Origin of the sequence: Brevibacillus composti (assembly GCF_016406105.1) — a bacterium.
In the GTDB taxonomy this organism is placed as follows: domain Bacteria; phylum Bacillota; class Bacilli; order Brevibacillales; family Brevibacillaceae; genus Brevibacillus; species Brevibacillus composti.
Window position 1 is genome coordinate 2,041,116 of the sequence record NZ_CP066308.1, and the last position, 20,729, is coordinate 2,061,844.

The following is a 20,729-nucleotide window of genomic DNA, read 5'->3' on the forward strand; positions in this document are numbered from 1 at the left end:
ATCAGCATAACGGGCGGAAAGCGTTCCTTTCCGCCTTCTTTTGGCAAACCTATAAACAACCTCATTGAGGAGGAGATTACGTGAGTCGTTTTACATTCAGACTCCCGGAGCTTGGCGAGGGCATCCATGAAGGCGAAATCGTCAAATGGCATGTAAAGCCGGGGGATACCGTAGAAGAAGACCAAGTCATTATGGAAGTGCAAAATGACAAAGCAGTAGTGGAAGTTCCGTCTCCTGTAAAAGGGAAAGTGCTCGAGCTGAAAGTGACAGAAGGAACGGTCTCTGTCGTGGGAGATCCGCTCATCGAGTTCGAAGTGGAAGGCGAGATTCCGAATCTGCCGGACCATGGCCATGGCGACAGCCAGCCAGCGGAGCCTGCGGCTGAAGAGAAAATGGAACCGGGCTGCGACATCGGTTCGCAAGTGAGCGCCAATGCCAATCAGGCCCTCGACACGCCGCTTGCCCAAGCGACGGCAACCGCTCCTGCAGCCGCACCGATCGAGCGCAAACACGTACTGGCTACGCCATCCGTGCGCAAATACGCTCGCGAAAAAGGCGTGCAGCTGGCAAATGTGCCGGGCACAGGGAAACTGGGCCGCATCACCCGTGAAGATATTGACCGTTTCCTCGCTGGCGGCGCAGCAGCTCCTGCAGTACAGGCAGCAGCGGCACCTGCAGCACAGGCAGCATCAACAACCGCTCCTGCAGCAGCTCCAGAAGCGCAAGAGGCGACGGGCGTGGAGCAAGCGGCGGCGACCCCGACCGTTCACTACGCTGCACAAGCATTCGAAGTGGAAGAGCGCGTGCCGCTGAAAGGCATCCGAAAAGCGATCGCCAAAGCGATGGTCAAATCCGCGTACACCGCTCCGCATGTGACGATTTTCGACGAAGTGGACGTGACCGCTCTGGTCGCCATGCGCAAAGACGCAAAGCCGCTGGCGGAAGATCGCGGCGTGAAGCTGACCTATCTGCCGTTTATCGTGAAGGCCGTCGTGGCGGGTCTGAAAAAATTCCCGGAACTGAACGCGTCCATCGACGACGAAAAACAAGAAATTGTGTACAAAAAATACTATAACATCGGGATTGCCACTTCGACCGACCAAGGTCTGCTCGTGCCGGTCGTCAAAGCAGCCGAGCGCAAGTCCATTTTTGAGATCGCCGGAGAAATCACGGAACTGGCAGTCAAAGCGCGCGATCGCAAAGCATCGGCCGATGAGCTGAAAGGCTCTACCTTCAGCATTACCAATATCGGATCTGCAGGCGGCATGTTCTTTACGCCGATCATCAACTATCCGGAAGTAGCGATCCTCGGTGTAGGCCGGATCAGCGAAAAGCCGGTCGTGAAAAACGGAGAAATCGTAGTTGGCCAAGTGCTGTCGCTTTCTCTCAGCTTTGACCACCGTCTGGTTGACGGCGAACCTGCACAGCGATTCATCAACTACGTGAAGCAGTTGCTGGAAAACCCGACGCTGCTCGTCATGGAGGGATAACAAGCGATGGTAGTAGGAGAATTTACCACAGAAGTTGACGTGCTCGTCATTGGTGCAGGTCCCGGCGGCTACGTGGCAGCGATCCGCGCTGCCCAGCTCGGCAAAACAGTGGCTGTCGTGGAAAAGGCCAACCTGGGTGGCGTATGTCTCAACGTAGGCTGCATCCCTTCCAAAGCGATGGTTCATGCTGCGCATACCTATGAGCAATCGCAGCATACCGAGAGCATGGGAATTACCATGGAGAACGTCAAGGTTGACTTTGCCAAAGTCCAAGAATGGAAAAACGGCATCGTCAATCAATTGACTGGCGGCGTAGCCAAGCTGTTTAAAGGCAATAAAATCCAAGTGATCCCGGGCGAAGCGCTGTTCGTCAACGAAAACGAAGTCCGCGTCTTCCACGGCTATGATGTAAACCGCTACCGCTTCAACCACTGCATCATCGCGACCGGTTCCCGTCCGATCGAACTGCCGGCATTCCCGTTCGGCAAACGCGTGCTCTCTTCGACGGAGGCGCTTGCGCTGACGGAGATTCCGAAGAGCCTCGTCGTCATTGGCGGCGGCTACATCGGCGTAGAGCTGGGCACCGTCTTCGCCAAATTCGGCACGAAGGTGACCATTTTGGAAGGATCTGACCAAATCCTGCCGGGTTTCGAAGCAGAGATGACTCGTCTCGTCGATCGCAAACTGAAAAAGCTGGGTGTGGAGATCAACACGAAAGCGCTGGCGCAGGGCATGGAAGAAAAAGAAGACGGCGTCGTCGTGACGGCGGAGGTAAAAGGCGAGCAGAAGCAATTCGAAGCGGAGTATGTACTCGTCACCGTCGGCCGTCGTCCGAACACGGATGAGCTCGGACTGCGCGACATCGGGATGAAGCTGACCGACCGCGGCTATGTCGTCGTGGATAAAAAGGGTCAAACCAGCATTCCGAATGTATACGCGATCGGAGACATCGTCGAAGGACCGGCTCTCGCTCACAAGGCATCGTATGAGGGCAAGGTCGCAGCGGAAGCGATCGCGGGTCATCCAGCAGAAGTCGATTACAAGGCCATCCCGGCCGTCGTTTTCTCTGATCCGGAGATTGCCAGCGTCGGCATCAGCGAGAGCCAGGCGAAAGAGCAAGGAATTGACTACGTAGCGGGACGGTTCCCGTTTGCAGCCAATGGCCGCGCGCTGTCCGTCAATGCAGGCGAAGGCTTTGTCAAACTGATTGCTGACAAAGAAACCAAGATCGTGCTGGGCGCACAAATCGTGGGACCAGAGGCATCCAACATCATCGCCGAGATTGGGCTGGCGATCGAGATGGGCGCTACGCTGGAAGACATCGAACTGACGATCCACGCTCATCCGACTTTGGGTGAAGTGACGATGGAAGCCGCTGAACTGGCTTTGGGACGTCCGATCCACGTAATGAAGTAACGATTGAATAGTCCCCCTGTATCTGATGTAGATGCAGGGGGATATTTTTTGCAACCCCTTTCCACACTTTCGCAATTATTGTAAAATAGTGGCAGGATAGTCCGGTGGGGGTTGGCAGCATGGAAATCACGCAGAAAATGATCGATGATGTCCGTCAACAGCTTGAAGTAGCCGTGAGAGAATCAGGATATAATTTTCTCGATCCGGAAATCGTCAAGATCAGTCAGCAGCTTGATAAACTAATCGTGGCTCATATGACGCAGGATTCCAAACGCCCATAGCCGGGCGTTTTTCACTTGTTCAGGGGATAGATCAGATGGAGTGCCCTCTCGTTTGCCTGAATGGATATCCCTTCAGAAAAATAGCTGGGGTACAAGGTGAACTGCCGAACGGTCATCTGCTCGGGAGAACCGTCGTCGAAGACGAGCGTCTGCTGCGTCTCCTCCTCCGTCATGAAGAAGCCGGGTGTGATCGTCTTCAGGCAGGCGACCAATTCTTCCGGTGAGTAAAGCGCGAGAGTAATCCGCTCCGCTTCCTGAACGAACCGCGGCGCGATCGTTTCCCATATGGTTTCAAAGAATAGCTGCCAGTAGCTGGAGAGGAACAGGGAAAAGCGTCCTTTTACAAAATCGGCGTCCTCTTTTGCGTCCTGGAAGATAGGTTCGGCAGAGTCGCTCGAATTGCTTCCGTCCCGCAGTGAGCCCAAGCTATGTAATACGGTTAGAGGAGACAACCGGACAAAATAGTCATATTGATCTTCGATGGACGTGACTCCTTTTGTCTGGAGCGGACTGAGAAAATCGGGCACCCCGCTCCGGAACAAGGGGGAAAAATACTCCCATTCCGTCCAAATCCGTTCCTCACGAAAGCCGCTTCGCATCTCCTCGGCCCAAGAAGCCTGCCGACTGCTTGCGGGACTGCGGGTCAACAGGTGAAGACTGGCTGCGAGTTCGAATAAAGGAGAGATACTGTACGTGATCGTATGAGAAAGAGGGACGCTGCCCGAGAGAGGAACTGAAATCATGATTGTTGACCTCCATCCTGGATACTTCTACCATCATAGTTCATTTTTGTGGGACAATTCAATCTTCATGCCGCAAAAAAGAGGAAGGATAGCGGTTATCCTTCCCGGGTTTTGATTTGACGGCTGTGATTCTCCTGTTTCACCTTTTTGGAGCCGGGCATAGGCTCGCCGGTCCGTTCTATCGGCTCGTAGGTGTTGTTGTAGGTTTCGTGCGGATTTTCATCCAGCATATGATCTTCTCTCATGATCAATCAGCTCCTTCCTCGTTTATCATGCCGTAATCCGCTAGTGACGAACCATAGGAAATGCTGGTATTCTATAAGGAAGTGTTTGTCCGTGGGGCATAGCCCGCAACACTCCCGCGGTCTGGGAAATATTTTGTTATAGGCGGACAGGCTTGATTGACTTAGGATGAATGTAAAGAATATGGGGTTTACGTCGGAAAGGAGATGACTGTATGCCGATATTGATTGCTCCCATCTTCAATACTACGACGGCGAAAGCGATAAACATCGAACTTCGCAAACCGTTCCATCTTGTTTCAGGCGTAGAAAAACCTTATAATGTAGCCTCGCGCTATTTGCGCAACCAGATGGATGAGAGCCGCCATTTATTTGATCGGAAAGTAGACAAAACCAGTCTCTTTCTCGTGGCGGAGTATCCTGAAATGATGATTTCGGATGAAAAAGACTGGATAGAGGAGATTGAGAACAAGCTCAATCTGGCCAGCACGACGAGCGGAATCTGTTCGATCCCCTACGTGATTACAGCCAATCCCCCGGTTTTTGGGATTACCTATCTCAAGCGTTCCTTTGACGGCCCGAAATACCTATTCGACGATCAGGAACAGGCGATCTTTTTGGCATTGATGGAAGAGGGACGGTCATTGCCTTCCTTGGCGGTGCGCCGCTACTCCCTGTCACTGGAAAAAAAGAGTCTGGAAGACCAATTGCTCGATTTGTGGATTTCCCTGGAATCGCTCTTTGCCCCGGATGGGAAGAAGGGCGAAATCACATACAAGCTGCGCTTCCGCATGGCGTATTACTTCGGAGAGACACAGGAAAAGCGGGAACAGATCGCGGAATTTGTCCGGAAGTCGTACAATCATCGTTCAGAAGTGGTCCACAGCGGAAAAGAGCTGGGCAAAGGCTTGGCTAACGAGGTAAGGCTGCTTCGGCAGATGGCTCGCGCTGTGATTTTAAATACGGCAATGGAAAAAATTTCCTTGCATGAGCTTCGCAAGCGCCTGGATGAACAGGTTTTGGCGGGAACCAGCTACGCGCTTCGCTACAAACCCGCTTTTTTTGAAAATGTCACCTTTGACAGCTGATAGGCAGGAGGACCCGTAATGAGTGTGTTAATCGTCGAAAATTTATCGCATGGTTTTGCGGATCGCGTATTGTTCCGCGATGTCTCATTCCGTTTGCAGCCCAATGACCGGGTAGGTCTGGTAGGCGCGAACGGGACGGGCAAATCGACCATGATGGGGATCTTGACAAAGCAGTTGATCCCCGATTCCGGAAAGATCGAATGGATGCCCAAAATCCAATACGGCTATTTGGATCAGCATACAAAGCTGCAAGCAGGCAAAACGATTCGCGATGTATTGAAAGAGGCATTTCTTCCGTTGCTGGAAGAAGAGGCCGAGATGCTGGCGATTGGGGAGAAGATGGCGGATGCCACGCCAGAAGAGTTGGAAGAGCTTCTGGAGCGGATGGGAGAAATTCAGGATCGGCTGGAGAATAGCGGTTTTTACCTGATCGATGCCAAGGTGGATGAAATCGCCAATGCGCTCGGCCTGAGCGCGATCGGGCTGGATCGGGATGTCGCTTCCCTGTCCGGGGGTCAGCGTACCAAGGTGCTACTGGCCAAGCTGCTCCTGGAACAACCAAGCGTCCTGCTTCTCGACGAGCCGACCAACTACCTGGACGAAGAGCACATCGTCTGGCTCAAAGGCTATTTGAAGGAATATCCGTATGCCTTTATCCTGATTTCCCATGACACTTCCTTTATGAACGAAGTCGTCAACGTGATTTACCATCTGGAATTCACCAAATTGAACCGTTATACCGGCAACTACGAGTCTTTTTTGGCTCAGGCCGAGATGAAGCGTTCCCAGCATTTTGACGCCTATGAAAAGCAGCAGGAGGAAATCTCCAAGATGGAGGATTTCATCGCGCGCAACAAGGCACGGGCGTCTACCTCCGGACGGGCAAAAAGCCGCCAAAAACAGCTGGAGAAAATCGAGCGCATCGACAAGCCGGAAACGGCGGCCAAGCCGACCTTTATCTTCAAGGAATCTCGGGCGAGCAGCCGTTTTGTCTTTACCGCCGAGGATTTGGCGATCGGCTACACGCATCCGCTGTTGCCCAAGCTGACGGTCAGTCTCGAGCGCGGGGAAAAGGTAGCGGTAGTGGGGATGAACGGCGTGGGGAAATCGACGCTGCTGAAGACCGTCCTCGGCTTGATCCCGCCACTCGGCGGCAAGCTGGATCGTGGAGATTTTCTGCATCCCGCGTATTTCGAGCAGGAGGTAAAGGCAAGGCCGATCACTGCGCTCGATGAAGTGTGGAACGAGTTCCCGCACATGAACAATCACGAAGTGCGCGGAGCCTTGGCGCGGTGCGGTCTGAAAAACGAGCATATCAATCGCGCGATGACGGCGCTGTCCGGGGGCGAGCAGGCGAAGGTCCGGTTGTGCAAGCTGTTGCAGAGGGAATCCAACTGGCTGGTGTTCGACGAGCCGACGAACCATCTGGACGTCGTCGCCAAGGAAGAGCTGAAGCGGGCCTTGCGTGAATTCAAAGGCACCATATTGCTGGTTTGCCACGAACCGGAGTTTTATGAGGATTGGGTCACGCAAGTCTGGAATGTGGAAGAGTGGAGCCACAATCAGGCGAAGACCGCGATCAAGCTGTAAGGAACACAAATAAAAAACAGGCAGCCGTATACAGGCAGCCTGTTTTTTTGTGGGCAGAGGCCGACGCAGCAAAAATGTGGCCGGATATATGAGGTGGAGCCTGCGCGGCTCGGGTGAAGTGAAGAAGCGCTGGATTGCCCGCCCACCTACAGCACCGCCCAGGCATTGGGCAGAAAACGGCCGCGATAGTAGGGGCAGGAGGTCTTGGTGATCGCTTCGTTATTGTGCAGCATCATGGAGCTGGAACCGCCATCCATCGCCATCGCTGTCACCACGCCGCGTTCCGCCAGAATATCAGCGACATCATTCATGCTGGCTCCGATCGAGTGGCCTGGCTGTCGCCCGTCGATCACCAGAAAGACGATGGTTCCGTCTTCTTTTTGTCCGATCGCAGTACGCGGTTGGATGCCCCAGCTCTTCGCGGGCTTGTCCGCAAACAGGTTCTTCCCGTCTACGATCAGCTGCGGACGGAAGCTCATTGCGTCCTTTACGCCCATCTCGATCAATTGCTGTGCCGTATAATTGCCCGTGATCAGCTTTCCGTCAAAGGTGATGCCGAGCGCGGTCTCGCTTCCTTTGGCGTTGTAGCTTTGCAGGATCTTTCCATCCTTGATCACCAGTCCGTTTGCTTTGGCTCCTTTGCCGTATCCGTCGGGATCGTGAAAGCCGCTGGCGTTTACGATGCCCAGGGCGTTGTGCTTTTTGACGAACTCATCCAGCAAATCGCCGCGGTCCGTCCGTGTCGTGACGAGCAGCTGGACCCGCTTGGGGTCGCTGATATACATGAGTTTCCCTTTAAAATAATAATTGCCGCGCTTTTCATCGATTTCTTCGATTTCAATCAGTTCTCTCTGCGGGAGCGGCTCCTCTGTCACTTTGGGCTTTTCTTCGGCAGCGGCGATTGCATCGGCGGAATTAATCACGACCGGATTGCGGATTTGCTGCCGAAGCTCCTCCAGCTTTTCTTCCGGTAAAAACGTATACGGGGCCCAGTAATCATGCTGGGTGGTCAACAGCGTGCCCGCTGCCCATTCACGCAGCTCTTCGCCTTTTTCCGTCGCGAAGAGAAAGGTGATGCCGAGCAGCATACAGGTGACAAACGTCATCGTCCCAGCCAGCAGCATTCGTTTCAGCATCCGCCACAGCCGATTGCGGCGCTGTTGTCTCCTTCTTGTACGAGTGCGGGATAATGTCTGCATGCAAGATCCTTCCCATCTATGAATCAAAAGTTCTATTTACATTGACGATCACCGGGTCAAAAAGTTTCGTTCAAATAGAGAAGTAGAGAAGGAACTTTGCGGGCAAAATACAGGCAGGAGGTGATGAGGATGCGCGGCTATGATGCTGAGTTTCAAAATGAAGTGGAGGCGTATCGGCAAAACCCTCCCGGAACTGTGAACCAACGGACGGAAAAAGACCGGCACGACAAGATGGAGGAGCGGGAAACCCGCCTGGACTCAAATAACCGCTGATGGCTTGAGCGAAAACCTCCGGGGTTTCGCTCTTTTTATGCGGAGGGTGACGCCTCTGCGAGGACGGCTGGATTGGACCCTGGCCGATTGTTTCGCGTTGGGGCAAATTGTGGTAAGCTTACCCAAGCAAGATTATCCATGCCAGGAGGGTTTCTGTGAGTACCACATTTGCTGATTTTTCACTGAGCGCACCGCTTTTGGAAGCGCTGCGCGAACAACATATAGAGAAGCCTACCCCGGTTCAAGCGGAGGCGATTCCGCTGATTCAGAGCGGACGCGATGTCCTCGTGGAATCTCCCACCGGGACGGGAAAAACGCTTGCCTACCTGCTCCCGCTGCTCGATCGAATCGATGCCGAGTCCAAAGAAATTCAGGTGCTGGTGCTGGCGCCGACACATGAGCTGGTGATGCAGATCACCACCGTCGCGGAGGGCTTGCTGGCGAAAAAGAATCTGACCGCACAAGCCATCATCGGCGGCGTGGATGTGAAACGGCAGCTCGAACGCTTGAAAAAACGTCCCTCGCTCATAGCGGCGACTCCGGGTCGCCTGGTGGAGCTCTTGGAGAGCCGCAAACTGAAGGTACACCAGGTAAAGGCGATCGTAGTGGATGAAGCCGACCGCTTGCTCGATGACGGTTTTCTCCGTCCTGTCCAGGAAGTGATGCGGAGAGTGATGCGCGATACCCAGCGGCTGTTCTTCTCGGCGACGCTGCCGCCGGATGTGATCCGGCTGGCGTCGTCGTTCGTCAGCGATCCGGCCGTAGTACAGGCGTCCGCGCCGGAGAATGGCCTGGGCGTCGCCCACATGTACCTGGTGTGCGAGCCGCGCAAGAAGGTGGATACGCTGCGCCGCCTGCTCCGCATGATCCATGTGCAAAGATCAATGGTCTTTGTCAACCAGATCGACAAAGTGGAGGAGATCGTATCCAAGCTGGAATACCATCACTTGCCCTGCCGACTGCTGCACCGGGACACCAGCAAGGAGGAGCGGGCACGCTCTTTGCAGTTGTTCCGCGAAGGGGCGGTCCAGGTGTTAATCACGACGGATGTAGCGGCCCGCGGCATCGATATCGCCGAGGTGGAATGCGTCGTACATTTTGACCCGGCGCCGGATGCCGATGCCTACGTGCATCGCAGCGGACGGACCGGCAGAATGGGGAGGGCCGGACTGGTCTTTTCCATCATCACCCCACAGGAGTTGTTCATCCTGCGCAAATTCTCCAAGCAGACGGGACTTGTCCTCACCGAAAAGGTAATGACCCACGGACAATTGCTGGACCCGGAGGCAGCCAGGCGAAAGCCGGCACCTGCCAAGCGGCCGGTACATAAGAAACGCCGTTTTGAATCAAAGTAGGGAGAGACCCATTATCTTTTCACAGGAGGTTCCCTATGCGCAAAGATCGATTGGATGAAGAAGCCTTGCTCGTAAATGGTCCTGTCGGCGGAGAGGTGCTCTCCAAAGAAGAGCGTCAGGTCCTGAAAGGCGAGACAGAAGAACGGAAACAGGCGATGGAGCAAGCGAAAAAGGAACCGATCCGCGAATGAGCAGAAAAAGAGCAGGCAGCCTGGCGATACCGCAGGGGCACTGCTCTTTTTCGCATGTTCGATGAGACGTTTCTTCTCTATTCTGATGTTTTGCCTGCAAATGAGACTGCCCCGTTTCTTCCGGCATTTGATATAATCAATTCTGTTACTTGTCAGACAGGAGCGGAAACTATGAATTTTATCGTGGATTGGTTGTCATTTTCCTTAATCGAACAACAGGAGGAAGAGAGCGGAAGCAAGCGGGTGCGGATGACGCGCCATCTGACTGGAGACGAGTTCCAGCGAAGCGAGTTGCGCTCCTTTTTGGACGGCGAACTGGCCCGGATCGCTAAGCGGAAGACCGAGCTGAATCCGAAAAGCGAAGCGAGTCCCACCAAGCTGGGGCAATTCGTGATCGAGCCCGGCCATCCCTTGGATGCGAATCCCAACTACGCCTTGCTCCAGCGGCTGCTGCGGGCGGAGACCGCCGGAGAAGGACAGGCGCCTGCGCAAGAGATCCTGCAATCATATGTGCGTACCTCGCAGGTGAGGGGCGGTGTGCTGATCGTGGCCAGGACCAGACTGGAATCGCTGAATGAACCGTACGTCTTTATCCTGAAGTGTGATTTTGAACAAAAAACGGCTGTGATCACGGATGAGCAGAGTCTGATCGCCAATGTGCAGATGGCGATCAATGCAAAAAACATGAAATCGCTGATGTATCCCCACATGATCGAAGAGGGGATGAATGATCCGTACCACGTGAAAATTCACCAATTTTCTCATGCGCGCTATTTTGAAGAGTTCCTGCGCTTCGTCGAATACCCGCAGACGATCACGCAGATCATCTCCGAGGAAGTGTTGAATCTGGCCCGGCAGCATATCGAGCACGTCTATCCCGAGCCGACGGAGGAACGGCTGCGGGCAGAGGAAGAGATCGAGCTGATCGCAGCCAGCCCCAAGCGGGAGCTGTCGGAGAGATGGGATCATGAAACGGTGATGGAAGCCGCCCAGATCATTACCGAGAAACAGCCGGAGATCGAACTGAAGTGCAAGCTGGATCACATGCAGGTCAAGGCGCTGCTCTCGGACTACGGGAAGAATTTTTATATCGCAAAGGTAAAGGGACGGTATGTTTTGCTTTTGGAGGGGGACTTTTTGCAGTTTGAAAAAGGCGTCTCTCCTGTCGAGTTCCTAAAGCCCCAAGATATCCATGATATTATCCGCGAGCTGGAAGCGAGAGAGCATGCACCTGCTTCGATTCAGCCTTCTGCGCAAGGAGATGCTCCGCCCTGGGAATAATCGGAGTATGGGGGAAAGGGTGATGAGTCAGAAATGAAGATCGACCGAAATACCATCATGCAGAGTGTGGTGGATGCCATAAGCAGCAGACTGCCTGACGGTTTGCGCTGTACAGCGGGAGAGGCGAGCCTGCAGATCATGCGCACAGCGCCAGAGGAAGGTCAACTGGTGGAAGTGCCGCTCGCTCCGCTCTATGCCCGCGCCGAGAAGTCTCCCGAAAAAGCGGCATCTCTGGTGGTGGCTTTTGCAGAACGGGTGCTTGCGATCGTTCGCGGCCAGCTGGCCGAGCGAAGCCTGCAGGGTGCACAGGAGCGGGTATACCCTGTACTGCGCCATGCATCCTTTGTGAAAAGGGATCCGGATCGCTGGGTGTTTCAGCCGCATACGGAAGAAACATCGATCCTGTATGCGATTGACGATCAGGAGGGGTATCACCTGATTGAAAAAGGGCTGCTCGCTCAGGCAGGATGGACAGGGGAGGAGCTGCATCAGCATGCGATGCGGAATCTGCAGCGACTCCCGGTGCCGCAAAAACGGCAACAAGTAGGGCCCAACCAAATTACCTTCATCGCTCCAGGAGATGGTTATGCGGCAAGCCGCATTCTGCTTGCGCCGCTATTGGAAGAGATGAGGCGGACAGCGCAGGGGGATGCGCTGGGGATCGCCATTCCACACGGGGATGTCTTGATCATCGCCGATCTGCACGGAAAGGCGGGTGCAGATCTTTTGGCCCGGCTCACGTACGATTTTGCCTCCAAAAGCTCGCGGCCTCTTTCTTTCCTGCCCTTTTTCTACGAGGGCGGGGAGCTGGTTCCCTTCCTGACCGTCTCCCATGACCGGAAGCCGGGGCGTGCACCGGCCGACAGCTAGACAGGACCGGGCCGCTCACACGTGCTGGGTACGGATGGGAAAGGCGAGGGCGGCCGCGCCGCCGAGGTGAAGCTAGGAGAGAAGGGGCTGAAAGATCGCTACGCCCCATTCCTGCTTTTGCAGAGAGCGGATATACGCCTCATCATCCAGGGTCGGCATGTCGGCCCGCTCTTCCAGCTCCGCCTGCCACTGCTCGTCCCGGTACCAGTCCGTGCCATCTGCGGGCGGATGCTCCTGATCGGGCCAGACAGCGGAGAGAGCGGGACTGTACAGCTTGGGCATCCCTGGCTTGAGGCCGTTTCTCTCGATCCTCGGCATGTAACGGGCAGTGTCCGCCTCACGGGGATGGCCCGGCGTAAACAGATGCGGCCAGTAGTCGGCCCGCGAGGCGGTATGGGGGATACGTCTCGCCCATTCATAGATTTTATGGAGACGGATGGGATTGTCGAAGAGCAGTTGGTACAGGTTTTTCCCGATGGCGATCCGCTGCGTGAGCGAGGGGAAGCGTTGGACGGTCATTCCGCAGACGCGTAGCTTGCGGTCTGTCGGATGCTCCTTGTAGGGAAAGATCACCTGATTTAAGGAGAAGAAAGATTGGGCAAAGAAAGCGAGACGATCAAAGATCTTTTCCTGGGCAAAGGGCTTGTCCACGACTCTTTGCTCGATGTACTGCTGCTCGTTGACGATCAGCGCGCGCGTCAGCCGCACGCTGTCACGCTCCAGGAGAAACGATTTCCAGATCGGCGCCAAAAAAGCCGAGACGCCTAAATGGGAGAGCAGCGGGGTCATATCCTGACCGGTCGTCTTCATCTGTTCATACAGGAGCAATTGGGCATAGGCGTCGTGGAAGATAAGCCAGTTGCATCTCTCGAGAAACCAGAAATAATCCTCAATCTGTTTTGGCTCCATCACGCGGGGAAGCCATTCGCCCTTCAGGTCGGTCATATTCCATCCGCCGTTGCGGGAGACGAGATGGGCCAGGAGTGCCCAGTGAACCTCGGGATGCTTTTGAAAAAAGGCCAGATAGGCACGGGTGCGTGTGAGGTTGTTGCGATTCGCCCGGTTGGTGAGACGGCGAATCTCCGCTACCAGTTCGCGATCTTTGGTGATGATCGGTTTCAACAGTGTCGAGCCTCCCTTATTCTTCGCGGTTTGCCTGACGGCAGGGCAAACTTATTATGTGCCCCGAAAAGGGAGTTCCATGCCCATTCCGGTTGCGGGGGAGGTTGCTGGGGTCTGACACGAAGAAAAGCAGGCCTCTTGTCGACCTGCTTTACCCGATCATTTCCAATACGAGAAGACGGACGAGCAGCTTCTCTTTCGCCTCTTCCCAGGTTTCTCCGTATTTCATGACACGCTCGGACAGATATTCCGTTTCCGCTATATACTTGCCATCCTGTTCGTAAATGTACATATGTGATCGTCCCTTCCGTAAAGCCTTTCAACCATTCTATGCTTACCCTGAAAGGTTGATGCATCCAAATGACGACCGAGACCGAAGAAAGGGGAGAAGAAAAGATGAAAATGACAGCTACCGAGGCGGCACTGATCCGTCTGGAACAAGAAGCAAGCGAGCATGCCCAAGCCCTGCGCATCAATGGCGAACTGGTAGGGGGTTGCGGCATGAATGTGGAATACGGACTGTTCTGGGATGATCCGGCCCCCGGCGATATGATCACGGAACTGGGAGGGATCGTCCTATTGCTGGACGCCGAGACGGCGGGTTATATCGGCAGTGATTCCTTGCTGATCGATTACCGGGATCAGCAGGGATATCGCTTGGTAAGCCCGGAGCAAATCATCGCTTACGGCCTGCGCACCAAAGAGAGATGGGCGTAACTACTTCGGTAGAAACTGAGAAAAGAGAGCCAGCATCCCGGCGGCAATCAAGGGGCCGACGGGCACGCCCCGGAAAAAGGTAACGCCGATAATCGTTCCGAGCAGGATTCCAGTAACCACGAGGGGGTTGGCAGACATAAAGCCAACTCCTTTGCCGCCCAGATAGGCGACGAAAATGCCGATCGCGACCGCGAGCACCGACTGCCATTGGGTGAAGATCGAAATAATCGTCTGCGGCGTAATTTTTCCGCTGGCCAGCGGGGCAAGCACGCCGATGGTCAGGACGATGATCCCGATCTGCAGCCCGTGCTGCTCCAGGTACGGAACCGCTCTATCGAGGTGGAGCAGCCGCAGCAGAAGCAGGATGGCCACAGCTATCGAGACAGCCGTGTTGTTTCCCAGAATTCCCAGTGCAAGCAGGCCTAACAGCATGAGGTTGGTCATATCCATGATATTCTCTACTCACTTTCTGGTTTCGATCCATAATTCCAGCATGCCAACCGGGTAACCGACCGCCTCAGCGGAATCGGGGAACCGTCCCCAGGCAAATACGCCGTTGAAATATTCAATCGTGAAGGGCTGATCGTGTTGGAAGACCCGATAGGTGCCGCCGATGCGGAACTCATCGGTACCCACGTAATACGATTTCGCCATAAAAAATTTCTGCTGATAGATCGCAAGCTGGGAGGAGTCACCCCGGTTTTTTTGTTCTTCGATCAGGATGCGCAAACGCTCCATCTCTTCCTGCAGCTCGGCTAAGGTCATTTGACTGTACAAACGCATGCGGACAACCTCCTTTCCATGCCATTCATTGTAGCAGGTATCCCGGTCATTGACCATGAACGGCAAGAGAGCTGGGCGCAAAAGATAAAAAAAAGGACATTCCACGAGGGAATGCCAAGGTTTGGGGGCAATTGAGAAAAATGTCGAGTAGCTGCCAAAAATTGCTTTGCTCTCACCCAAAGCAATGAATGGCGTCGCCAGTCATTTTCGCAGTAAGCATAACTAGATCTTGTCTTAACCTACTCATGCGTACTGCGACAATATTCCGAGGAATATCCGATACTTTTCTCATTGCGTTGAAAAGTGCTTACGTAATCACTGTAACAAAGAAAAGTTAACAGTAGATAAAATAAAAATAAAGTAATATTAAATTTTTCTTTACAAAAATGATGGACGGCTTAATGGGCAAATACGTGGTTCGCGATGCGAAGCGTCTGCTTCCGCGACCAGATCCAATCGGATGTAGCTGTTTTCGGATTGAAAAAGTACAGTGCTCCCCCTGAAGGATCCTTGCCGTTGATCGCATCCATCACCGCTTTTCGAGCGGTATCATTTGTCCGATGGGACAGTTGACCGTCCTGAACCGGTGAAAACGCATTTCGGGCAAAAATGACGCCCGGTACCGTATTCGGGAATTGTGGAGACTCCACACGATTTAAGACGACAGCGGCGATTGCCACTTGTCCCTCGTAGGGCTCGCCCCGACCTTCCGCGTAAACCAACCGGGATAACAATTCGATATCCCGTTTCGAAATCCTCGCTTTGCCGCTCCGAACGGCGGTGCGCTGTTCATTGCGGCTCACTTGCACAGCCGCTCTGTCCTTATGGATGGTTGATGCTTGGATGGCTGATGTTCGTTCTCGTCCGATCGAAGCTTGCAGTTTTGTCACGTCGGCCGCCTTCTTCGACTCGGATGTCGGGAGAAGGGGCCCCCACAGGATCATCGCCGGAGCGGAAGCCTTGGTAGGGGTGACCAGCAAGCAAAACAAAAGAAACAGCAGGCTGTTAGTAAAGAAGAAAAAGCGCATCTGCGCTTTCCGTGTCAGCACGAACAAATCACTCCTTTTCGCTTTTCCTGTTACGGCGCGGAAGCGAATCGGTCATGTGCCAGTTTACCTGCCAATTGGAAGGGGAGCAATAGGAGATTGGTTCCATTGCACCATTTGCTAGTTTTGCCAAGCCCTGCTTGTGCATGAAAAAGCCGCCGGGGTCTCCGACGGCTCTTTGGCTATTTTACTTTTCCTCAATGGTGATCGATTTGATCGTCACCGGCTCTTCCGGAACGCTGAGTTCATTGATCACCGGGTTTTTCTTCACTTTGACAGAAGAGATCTTTTCGACGACATCCATGCCGCTTACCACTTTCCCAAAAATGGTGTAGTCCGGCGTGTGGTTCAGGCCTTCCACGTCTTTCCCGGATCCGATGAAGAATTGGCTGCCGTTTGTATTCGGGCCGGCGTTTGCCATCGCGACAACTCCAGCCTCGTACTTATGGCCGTTGTTCAATTCATCCTCAAAATTGTAGCCAGGTCCACCGGTTCCATCGCCTTTGGGGTCGCCGGTTTGGATCATGAAGCCTTTGATCACGCGGTGAAAGCTGATATTTTCGTAGAACTTGTCCTTCGCCAGGAAGACGAAGTTGTTGACGGTCTTCGGCGCGTCCTTGGCGAACAGCTCAATTGTAATATCCCCGAGCGTCGTCGAAATCTTCGCCGTGTATTGCTTGTTCGTATCGATCGTCATCGGCGGATACGCGGTGTATTTACCCGGAGGAGCTGGCTGTGCAGGTGTTTTATCCTCTTCCTTTGGTTTCACTTGGTTCGGCTGGTTATTCGTGTTTTCCGGAGACGAAATGTCAGTATTGGCAGAGCTGCAGCCAAAAAGCAGGCCCACGGAAAGCACAATCGTGAAGAGCGCCAGTACGGATTTCTTCATGGTTGGCATCGATCCTTTCTTTCTCGATCTATCGAAATCACATCAAACATTATAATACAACTTTCTATCTCGTCAAAATGCGGAAGAATAATGGAAAAGTTGAGGAATGGCTGGAAACTGAAACGACAACGAAAAATATGGGTAATTTATACTTAAAATTCTTCTCGTTGTAACGATGACATAGAGTGTGGGGGTGATTCCATCTGGCGGACAGTTTTTCCAAGAAACGAATCACTGACCAATAAATGTAGGGAGTGAAGGGACCTGCTGAAACTGCGCTGGGATCATTTTCCAGATGTTTCTCACGACGTGTATGAGACGCATTATCTGGAGGAGAAGGATCACGCCGAATACTGGGAAGTTCACACGGAGGCGGATGAGGAGCACAGTGATGTCTACGACTACATCTCGGATATGTCCGAGAGCGAGTTGAAAGAAGCAGAACATCATCAGGTGCGCTACACCATCCATGTGCTCAACGAAATGCTGGCTTCCTGGTTCTAACCAAATCCTGGAAAATACATCATCTTGGAGAGTGAACAACTTGTCATTCGAGAAAAAATTTACATTGAATGTGGACAGTGCAAAAAAGGTTGTCTCTTGGAGAGTCAGCGATGACTTGTCTGTCGAGGATTCCAAAAAGGCAAAAGACATGATTTTGAACGCCGTTTCCAAGTTTAACAACGGCGAAGTCAACCTGCTGATCGACAACCGCGGCATGATGGTGAATGGGAAGCCCATCGTGTTTAAACCAGAGGTAAACGAGATCTGGGAGCAAACGCAAAAAGAGATTTTTCCCAAGCTGGCCAAATGCGCCGTACTCTGCTGCAGTGTCATTATGAAGATGCAAATGGACCGGATCGCTCGTTCATCCGGCATTTCCGAAGTCCAAAAGAGCTTCTGGAACGACGATCCGCAAGTCATGAAAAAAGAAGCGTATGATTTCCTCGGCATCACTTCGAATGCACTGGTAGATTCCGTTACGGTGTAACTCCAAAGATTCCCCTTTGGGATCCATGCGAAAAGCCGCTGCACAACAGCAGCCTGCATGGATCCCGGAGGGGATTTTTCATGCAATCGGGGACTTGGCGAAATACGGAATGTGCGTGTTATAATGTGAGGAAATGTGACATTGGAGGGATAAGCGTGGCAGATCGCTTTGAAACAAAAACCGTACATCTAGGACATGAACCACTGAGACAGGTCAAAGGAAAAGCAAGGCCAATTTATCAGACATCTGTCTTCGCTTTTTCCAGTTTAGAGGATATCGAACGGTACTATGCGGGGGAAGGGGAGTACCTATATACCCGTAATGGAAATCCCAATCAGCATGAGCTTGCCGATGCCGTAGCCCGTTTGGAGGGGGCGGAGGCAGGAGTGAGTGCCGCATCGGGGATGGGGGCCATTATGGGCGGGCTGCTGTCTGTCCTGGGACCGGGGGATCACGTGCTGGCCTCCCATGAGATCTACGGAGGGACATACAGCCTGTTGTTCAACGAACTGTCCCGACTCGGCATCACCGCTGAGTGCATCGACCTCAGCCGCCTGGATTCCCTGGACAAGCATATTCGCTCCAATACCAAGCTGTTTTTCATGGAAACCATCACGAATCCGCTGCTGACCGTAGCGGACATGCCCTATTGGATTGCCCAGGCGAAGAACTACGGCCTGACCGTGATGATCGACAATACGTTTGCCACCCCGTATCTGGTTCAGCCCGCCCAGTATGGCGCTGACCTGATCGTCCACTCTGCGACGAAGTACATCGGCGGCCACAGCGATGTGACGGCAGGGGTCTTGGTCGGGAAAAACGAGCTGATCGCGCGGGCGCGTGAGGTCGTCACTGGCTATGGCGCCTCTCTCAGTCCTTTTGAAGCGTGGCTGACGGCCAGGGGCTTGAAAACGCTGGCGCTCCGCATGGAAAAACAATGCGACAACGCCAGCCGTATCGCCGAGTTTCTGAAAAATCACCCGGCCGTTCTGAAAACTTACTATCCGGACGCGGCGGATACCTCTTTTTTCACCCGGCCCAAGCAGGGGGCGATGGTCTCCTTTCAACTTGCGGACGAGAGCAAGATTTATGATTTCTACCGGGCGTTCCGGTGGATCAAGCTGGCTCCTTCCTTGGCTGGCGTGGAGACGAGTCTGTCCCATCCGGTGACCACGTCGCACCGGGCCCTGTCGGAGGAGCAGCGGACCACCAGCGGGATTACGATGGGCCTGGTTCGTCTGTCGGTCGGGATCGAAGCCGTCGAGGACATTCAGGAAGAGCTGGAGAGGGCGCTTGGTGTGTAGTTATCATTTTTTACGTTTTTTTACAAAGATTTATCGCCAAAACTGTAACATTTTGCCCATCTGAATCGTAGTACTTTGATGTAGTACAAAAGGGGGAAAGCCTCTGGCTGTCAATTCGGCTTCGCATCTACCTGCTCCGCTCTGCCGAGCCCATGCAGGTATGCAGGATCGCCGGATCTGCCATGCGCAGCAGGTGATGGTACAGTGATGGAAATGGCGATGAAACGCAATGCTGATCCGTCCTCCGAGTCATCGAATTCCTACTTCGAAGCGCGTGACTTCAGCGAGCTCTACGATGAGTATTTTGACCGGGTAAACCGCTATCTCCGGTGCCGGGTTCGCAATTCTTGGGATGCCGATGACTTGACGACGACAGTTTTTTTAAAAGCGCTTGAAAAATTTGAACAATACAGCAGAACCAGTCCCTTTGCGTCCTGGATTTTTCGTATTGCCCACAATACCTATGTGGACTTCATGCGAAAAAACCGGGAATTTCCTGTTGATCAGGAGGTTTTCTTGGGCGGCGAAGCAGACGATACCTGGCAGCCGGAGCTTCAGACGCTGACGAATGAGGAAATCAGCATTTTGCGCGACCGGCTGGAGCTGTTGACGCAGGATCAGCGCGATGTCCTGACCCTGCGCTATTTTGCCGATCTGAAAATCGTACAAGTGGCAGAAGTATTGGGGAAAACCGAGTCCAGCGTAAAAATGATCTCCTATCGCGCTTTGCATCAACTCAAGAAGATGTACGAAAGGGGAGACGTCGAATGAGAGACCAAGAACGCTTCCCCAATGGCGGTCCGGACGATGGTACCATTGCTCAGCTGCTTTCCCATCTGCAACAGATGCGGCGCGCAGTGCCGGTCAATTACATACTGAAGGCAAAACTGAAAAAACAGCTGCTGCAGCGCATGGAGGAGCAGCAGCGGGAGAGACAGAAGCTGCAAAACAGGCAGATCAAGCAAAAGCGCCTTCGCCTCTGGCTGATTTCCGGGGGGAGTGCGCTGCTCCTCGCGCTGGCCATCGGCCTGGGCGTTTGGACGCATGATGAGCCCGCCGTCCAGCAGCATGCCCTCATCGCAGGCGACGAGGGGCTGGAGCAGGCAGTCGACATCAATCCGGACGGCTCGATGATTGTCTATGCGGCGGGCCATACCCAGCTCAAGATCCGGTCACTAAAGGATAGAAAAGCAAATGAGACACTGGTTCTTCCGGCATCGGGCGGCTTGTATACGGCTGTGTCGTGGTCCAATCGCGGAAAGCAGCTGGCCGTGACGGAACAGATAGAGGGCTTCTCCCGGATATGGGTAGTAGAGCTGGCGACCAAGGACAGACCCGTAAGCAAAAGGCTCCTGCGGGAAGAACGCGGGGTCTCCTACGGCGCCCCCAGTTGGTCGCAGAATGACGAAAGCATCGCCTATACCCGCAGGACGAGCGATGGAGCGGAGGAAATCTGGGTGAGCAGCACGGTGGCGATGCAGGACTGGAAGCTGGTCGAAGGGACACAGCCGGAATGGTCGCCGGATGGAAGGCTGCTGGCTTTTGTCAAAAAAGATCATGTGAACGTGCTGGAAGTACGGACGGGCGAGGTCACGGAAGTAGAAGCGGGGAGCTGGCCATCGTGGAGCGGTGTCGAGCAGCTTACCTACGCCGTGGCAGAGGGCGGGATCAAGCAGGTGCAAATCGGGCAGTCCCCGTTTGAAGCCAAACCGGTCCCGATCCGCAGATTGGGCGAGGGCGACATGCTCAGGGCCCACTGGTCCAGCGATCGCCAGCATGTGCTGCTGGCCCAGAAGAAAAAAGGGGAAAAGAGCGTGACTATATCTACGGCTTCTCGATGACGAGCGGAGGAGAGAGA

General features: G+C 53.9%; 25 protein-coding genes. 16 read left to right on the plus strand and 9 right to left on the minus strand.

The genetic code is table 11. The annotated features are described in order from the left end of the window. The first annotated feature begins 80 nt into the window (after window positions 1-80). The 3 genes from JD108_RS10555 (at window position 81) to JD108_RS10565 (ending at window position 3,187) form a co-directional block, all read left to right on the plus strand. Complete coding sequence (locus JD108_RS10555) at window positions 81-1,490, plus strand: dihydrolipoamide acetyltransferase family protein (RefSeq protein ID WP_198829763.1); 1,410 nt, start codon at window positions 81-83, stop codon at window positions 1,488-1,490. A gap of 6 nt (window positions 1,491-1,496) precedes the next feature. Further along, window positions 1,497-2,906: a dihydrolipoyl dehydrogenase gene (lpdA, locus tag JD108_RS10560; protein ID WP_198829764.1), complete on the plus strand. Its 1,410-nt coding sequence runs from the start codon at window positions 1,497-1,499 to the stop codon at window positions 2,904-2,906. Between the two features lie 119 nt (window positions 2,907-3,025). Beyond that, window positions 3,026-3,187: an aspartyl-phosphate phosphatase Spo0E family protein gene (locus JD108_RS10565; protein ID WP_198829765.1), complete on the plus strand. Its 162-nt coding sequence runs from the start codon at window positions 3,026-3,028 to the stop codon at window positions 3,185-3,187. Window positions 3,188-3,198: 11 nt separating this feature from the next. On the opposite strand, the gene JD108_RS10570 is transcribed toward JD108_RS10565, so the two are convergent. Both JD108_RS10570 and JD108_RS10575 read right to left on the minus strand, forming a co-directional pair. Continuing rightward, the gene (locus tag JD108_RS10570; protein WP_198829766.1) at window positions 3,199-3,930 is read right to left on the minus strand and encodes a hypothetical protein; all 732 of its coding nucleotides are present in this window, start codon (window positions 3,928-3,930) and stop codon (window positions 3,199-3,201) included. 95 nt (window positions 3,931-4,025) lie between these two features. Next, a complete protein-coding gene (locus tag JD108_RS10575) occupies window positions 4,026-4,175 on the minus strand; it encodes a small acid-soluble spore protein P (RefSeq protein ID WP_198829767.1) in 150 nt (49 codons plus the stop codon). Between the two features lie 212 nt (window positions 4,176-4,387). Here JD108_RS10575 and JD108_RS10580 point away from each other — a divergent pair, with 212 nt between their 5' ends. Both JD108_RS10580 and JD108_RS10585 read left to right on the plus strand, forming a co-directional pair. Further along, window positions 4,388-5,260 carry a HEPN domain-containing protein gene (locus tag JD108_RS10580; protein ID WP_198829768.1) on the plus strand — a complete coding sequence of 291 codons (873 nt, stop codon included), beginning with the start codon at window positions 4,388-4,390 and terminating at the stop codon, window positions 5,258-5,260. Between the two features lie 18 nt (window positions 5,261-5,278). Then, window positions 5,279-6,850 (plus strand): ABC-F family ATP-binding cassette domain-containing protein, encoded by a 1,572-nt coding sequence (locus JD108_RS10585; RefSeq protein WP_198829769.1) that lies wholly within the window; start codon window positions 5,279-5,281, stop codon window positions 6,848-6,850. Window positions 6,851-6,996: 146 nt separating this feature from the next. Here the strand turns inward: JD108_RS10585 and JD108_RS10590 are convergent, their stop codons facing one another. After that, entirely contained in the window at window positions 6,997-8,049 is a 1,053-nt protein-coding gene (locus JD108_RS10590) for a phosphodiester glycosidase family protein (RefSeq protein WP_198829770.1), read from the minus strand. 129 nt (window positions 8,050-8,178) lie between these two features. On the opposite strand from JD108_RS10590, the gene JD108_RS10595 reads away from it, so the two are divergent. The 5 genes from JD108_RS10595 (at window position 8,179) to JD108_RS10615 (ending at window position 12,019) form a co-directional block, all read left to right on the plus strand. Then, window positions 8,179-8,322, plus strand: coding sequence for a hypothetical protein (locus JD108_RS10595; protein WP_198829771.1), 144 nt, complete (start codon window positions 8,179-8,181; stop codon window positions 8,320-8,322). Between the two features lie 155 nt (window positions 8,323-8,477). Further along, entirely contained in the window at window positions 8,478-9,677 is a 1,200-nt protein-coding gene (locus JD108_RS10600; protein WP_198829772.1) for a DEAD/DEAH box helicase, read from the plus strand. Between the two features lie 35 nt (window positions 9,678-9,712). Further along, window positions 9,713-9,868, plus strand: coding sequence for a hypothetical protein (locus JD108_RS10605; RefSeq protein WP_198829773.1), 156 nt, complete (start codon window positions 9,713-9,715; stop codon window positions 9,866-9,868). 171 nt (window positions 9,869-10,039) lie between these two features. Further along, the gene (locus JD108_RS10610) at window positions 10,040-11,149 is read left to right on the plus strand and encodes a DUF3900 domain-containing protein (protein WP_198829774.1); all 1,110 of its coding nucleotides are present in this window, start codon (window positions 10,040-10,042) and stop codon (window positions 11,147-11,149) included. 33 nt (window positions 11,150-11,182) lie between these two features. Then, window positions 11,183-12,019: a DUF1444 family protein gene (locus tag JD108_RS10615; protein ID WP_228728375.1), complete on the plus strand. Its 837-nt coding sequence runs from the start codon at window positions 11,183-11,185 to the stop codon at window positions 12,017-12,019. Between the two features lie 72 nt (window positions 12,020-12,091). Here the strand turns inward: JD108_RS10615 and JD108_RS10620 are convergent, their stop codons facing one another. Together JD108_RS10620 and JD108_RS10625 are read right to left on the minus strand one after the other, a co-directional pair. Continuing rightward, window positions 12,092-13,141: a DUF2515 family protein gene (locus tag JD108_RS10620; protein ID WP_198829775.1), complete on the minus strand. Its 1,050-nt coding sequence runs from the start codon at window positions 13,139-13,141 to the stop codon at window positions 12,092-12,094. A gap of 151 nt (window positions 13,142-13,292) precedes the next feature. After that, window positions 13,293-13,433 carry a hypothetical protein gene (locus JD108_RS10625; protein WP_198829776.1) on the minus strand — a complete coding sequence of 47 codons (141 nt, stop codon included), beginning with the start codon at window positions 13,431-13,433 and terminating at the stop codon, window positions 13,293-13,295. Window positions 13,434-13,537: 104 nt separating this feature from the next. On the opposite strand from JD108_RS10625, the gene JD108_RS10630 reads away from it, so the two are divergent. Further along, window positions 13,538-13,858, plus strand: a complete 321-nt coding sequence (locus tag JD108_RS10630) for an iron-sulfur cluster biosynthesis family protein (RefSeq protein ID WP_198829777.1) — start codon at window positions 13,538-13,540, stop codon at window positions 13,856-13,858. On the opposite strand, the gene JD108_RS10635 is transcribed toward JD108_RS10630, so the two are convergent. The 4 genes from JD108_RS10635 to JD108_RS10650 form a co-directional block, all read right to left on the minus strand. Further along, window positions 13,859-14,308 carry a DUF441 domain-containing protein gene (locus tag JD108_RS10635; RefSeq protein WP_198829778.1) on the minus strand — a complete coding sequence of 150 codons (450 nt, stop codon included), beginning with the start codon at window positions 14,306-14,308 and terminating at the stop codon, window positions 13,859-13,861. It abuts the gene before it with no gap. A 12-nt stretch (window positions 14,309-14,320) separates the two neighbouring features. Next, window positions 14,321-14,641 carry a DUF1811 family protein gene (locus JD108_RS10640; protein WP_198829779.1) on the minus strand — a complete coding sequence of 107 codons (321 nt, stop codon included), beginning with the start codon at window positions 14,639-14,641 and terminating at the stop codon, window positions 14,321-14,323. Between the two features lie 398 nt (window positions 14,642-15,039). Continuing rightward, entirely contained in the window at window positions 15,040-15,690 is a 651-nt protein-coding gene (locus JD108_RS10645; RefSeq protein ID WP_228728376.1) for a cell wall hydrolase, read from the minus strand. A gap of 184 nt (window positions 15,691-15,874) precedes the next feature. Continuing rightward, window positions 15,875-16,576 carry a peptidylprolyl isomerase gene (locus JD108_RS10650; protein ID WP_198829780.1) on the minus strand — a complete coding sequence of 234 codons (702 nt, stop codon included), beginning with the start codon at window positions 16,574-16,576 and terminating at the stop codon, window positions 15,875-15,877. 309 nt (window positions 16,577-16,885) lie between these two features. Between JD108_RS10650 and JD108_RS10655 the strand changes: the two genes are divergently transcribed. The 5 genes from JD108_RS10655 to JD108_RS10675 all read left to right on the plus strand — a co-directional run bounded on the left by JD108_RS10655 (window position 16,886) and on the right by JD108_RS10675 (window position 20,712). Beyond that, the gene (locus JD108_RS10655) at window positions 16,886-17,080 is read left to right on the plus strand and encodes a hypothetical protein (protein WP_198829781.1); all 195 of its coding nucleotides are present in this window, start codon (window positions 16,886-16,888) and stop codon (window positions 17,078-17,080) included. A gap of 40 nt (window positions 17,081-17,120) precedes the next feature. Beyond that, complete coding sequence (locus JD108_RS10660) at window positions 17,121-17,567, plus strand: hypothetical protein (RefSeq protein ID WP_198829782.1); 447 nt, start codon at window positions 17,121-17,123, stop codon at window positions 17,565-17,567. A gap of 155 nt (window positions 17,568-17,722) precedes the next feature. Further along, entirely contained in the window at window positions 17,723-18,871 is a 1,149-nt protein-coding gene (locus JD108_RS10665) for a trans-sulfuration enzyme family protein (protein ID WP_198829783.1), read from the plus strand. A 207-nt stretch (window positions 18,872-19,078) separates the two neighbouring features. Continuing rightward, window positions 19,079-19,642: an RNA polymerase sigma factor gene (locus JD108_RS10670; protein WP_198829784.1), complete on the plus strand. Its 564-nt coding sequence runs from the start codon at window positions 19,079-19,081 to the stop codon at window positions 19,640-19,642. Then, window positions 19,639-20,712 carry a TolB family protein gene (locus JD108_RS10675; RefSeq protein WP_198829785.1) on the plus strand — a complete coding sequence of 358 codons (1,074 nt, stop codon included), beginning with the start codon at window positions 19,639-19,641 and terminating at the stop codon, window positions 20,710-20,712. The genes JD108_RS10670 and JD108_RS10675 overlap by 4 nt, the downstream gene beginning before the upstream one ends. Window positions 20,713-20,729 lie beyond the last annotated feature (17 nt).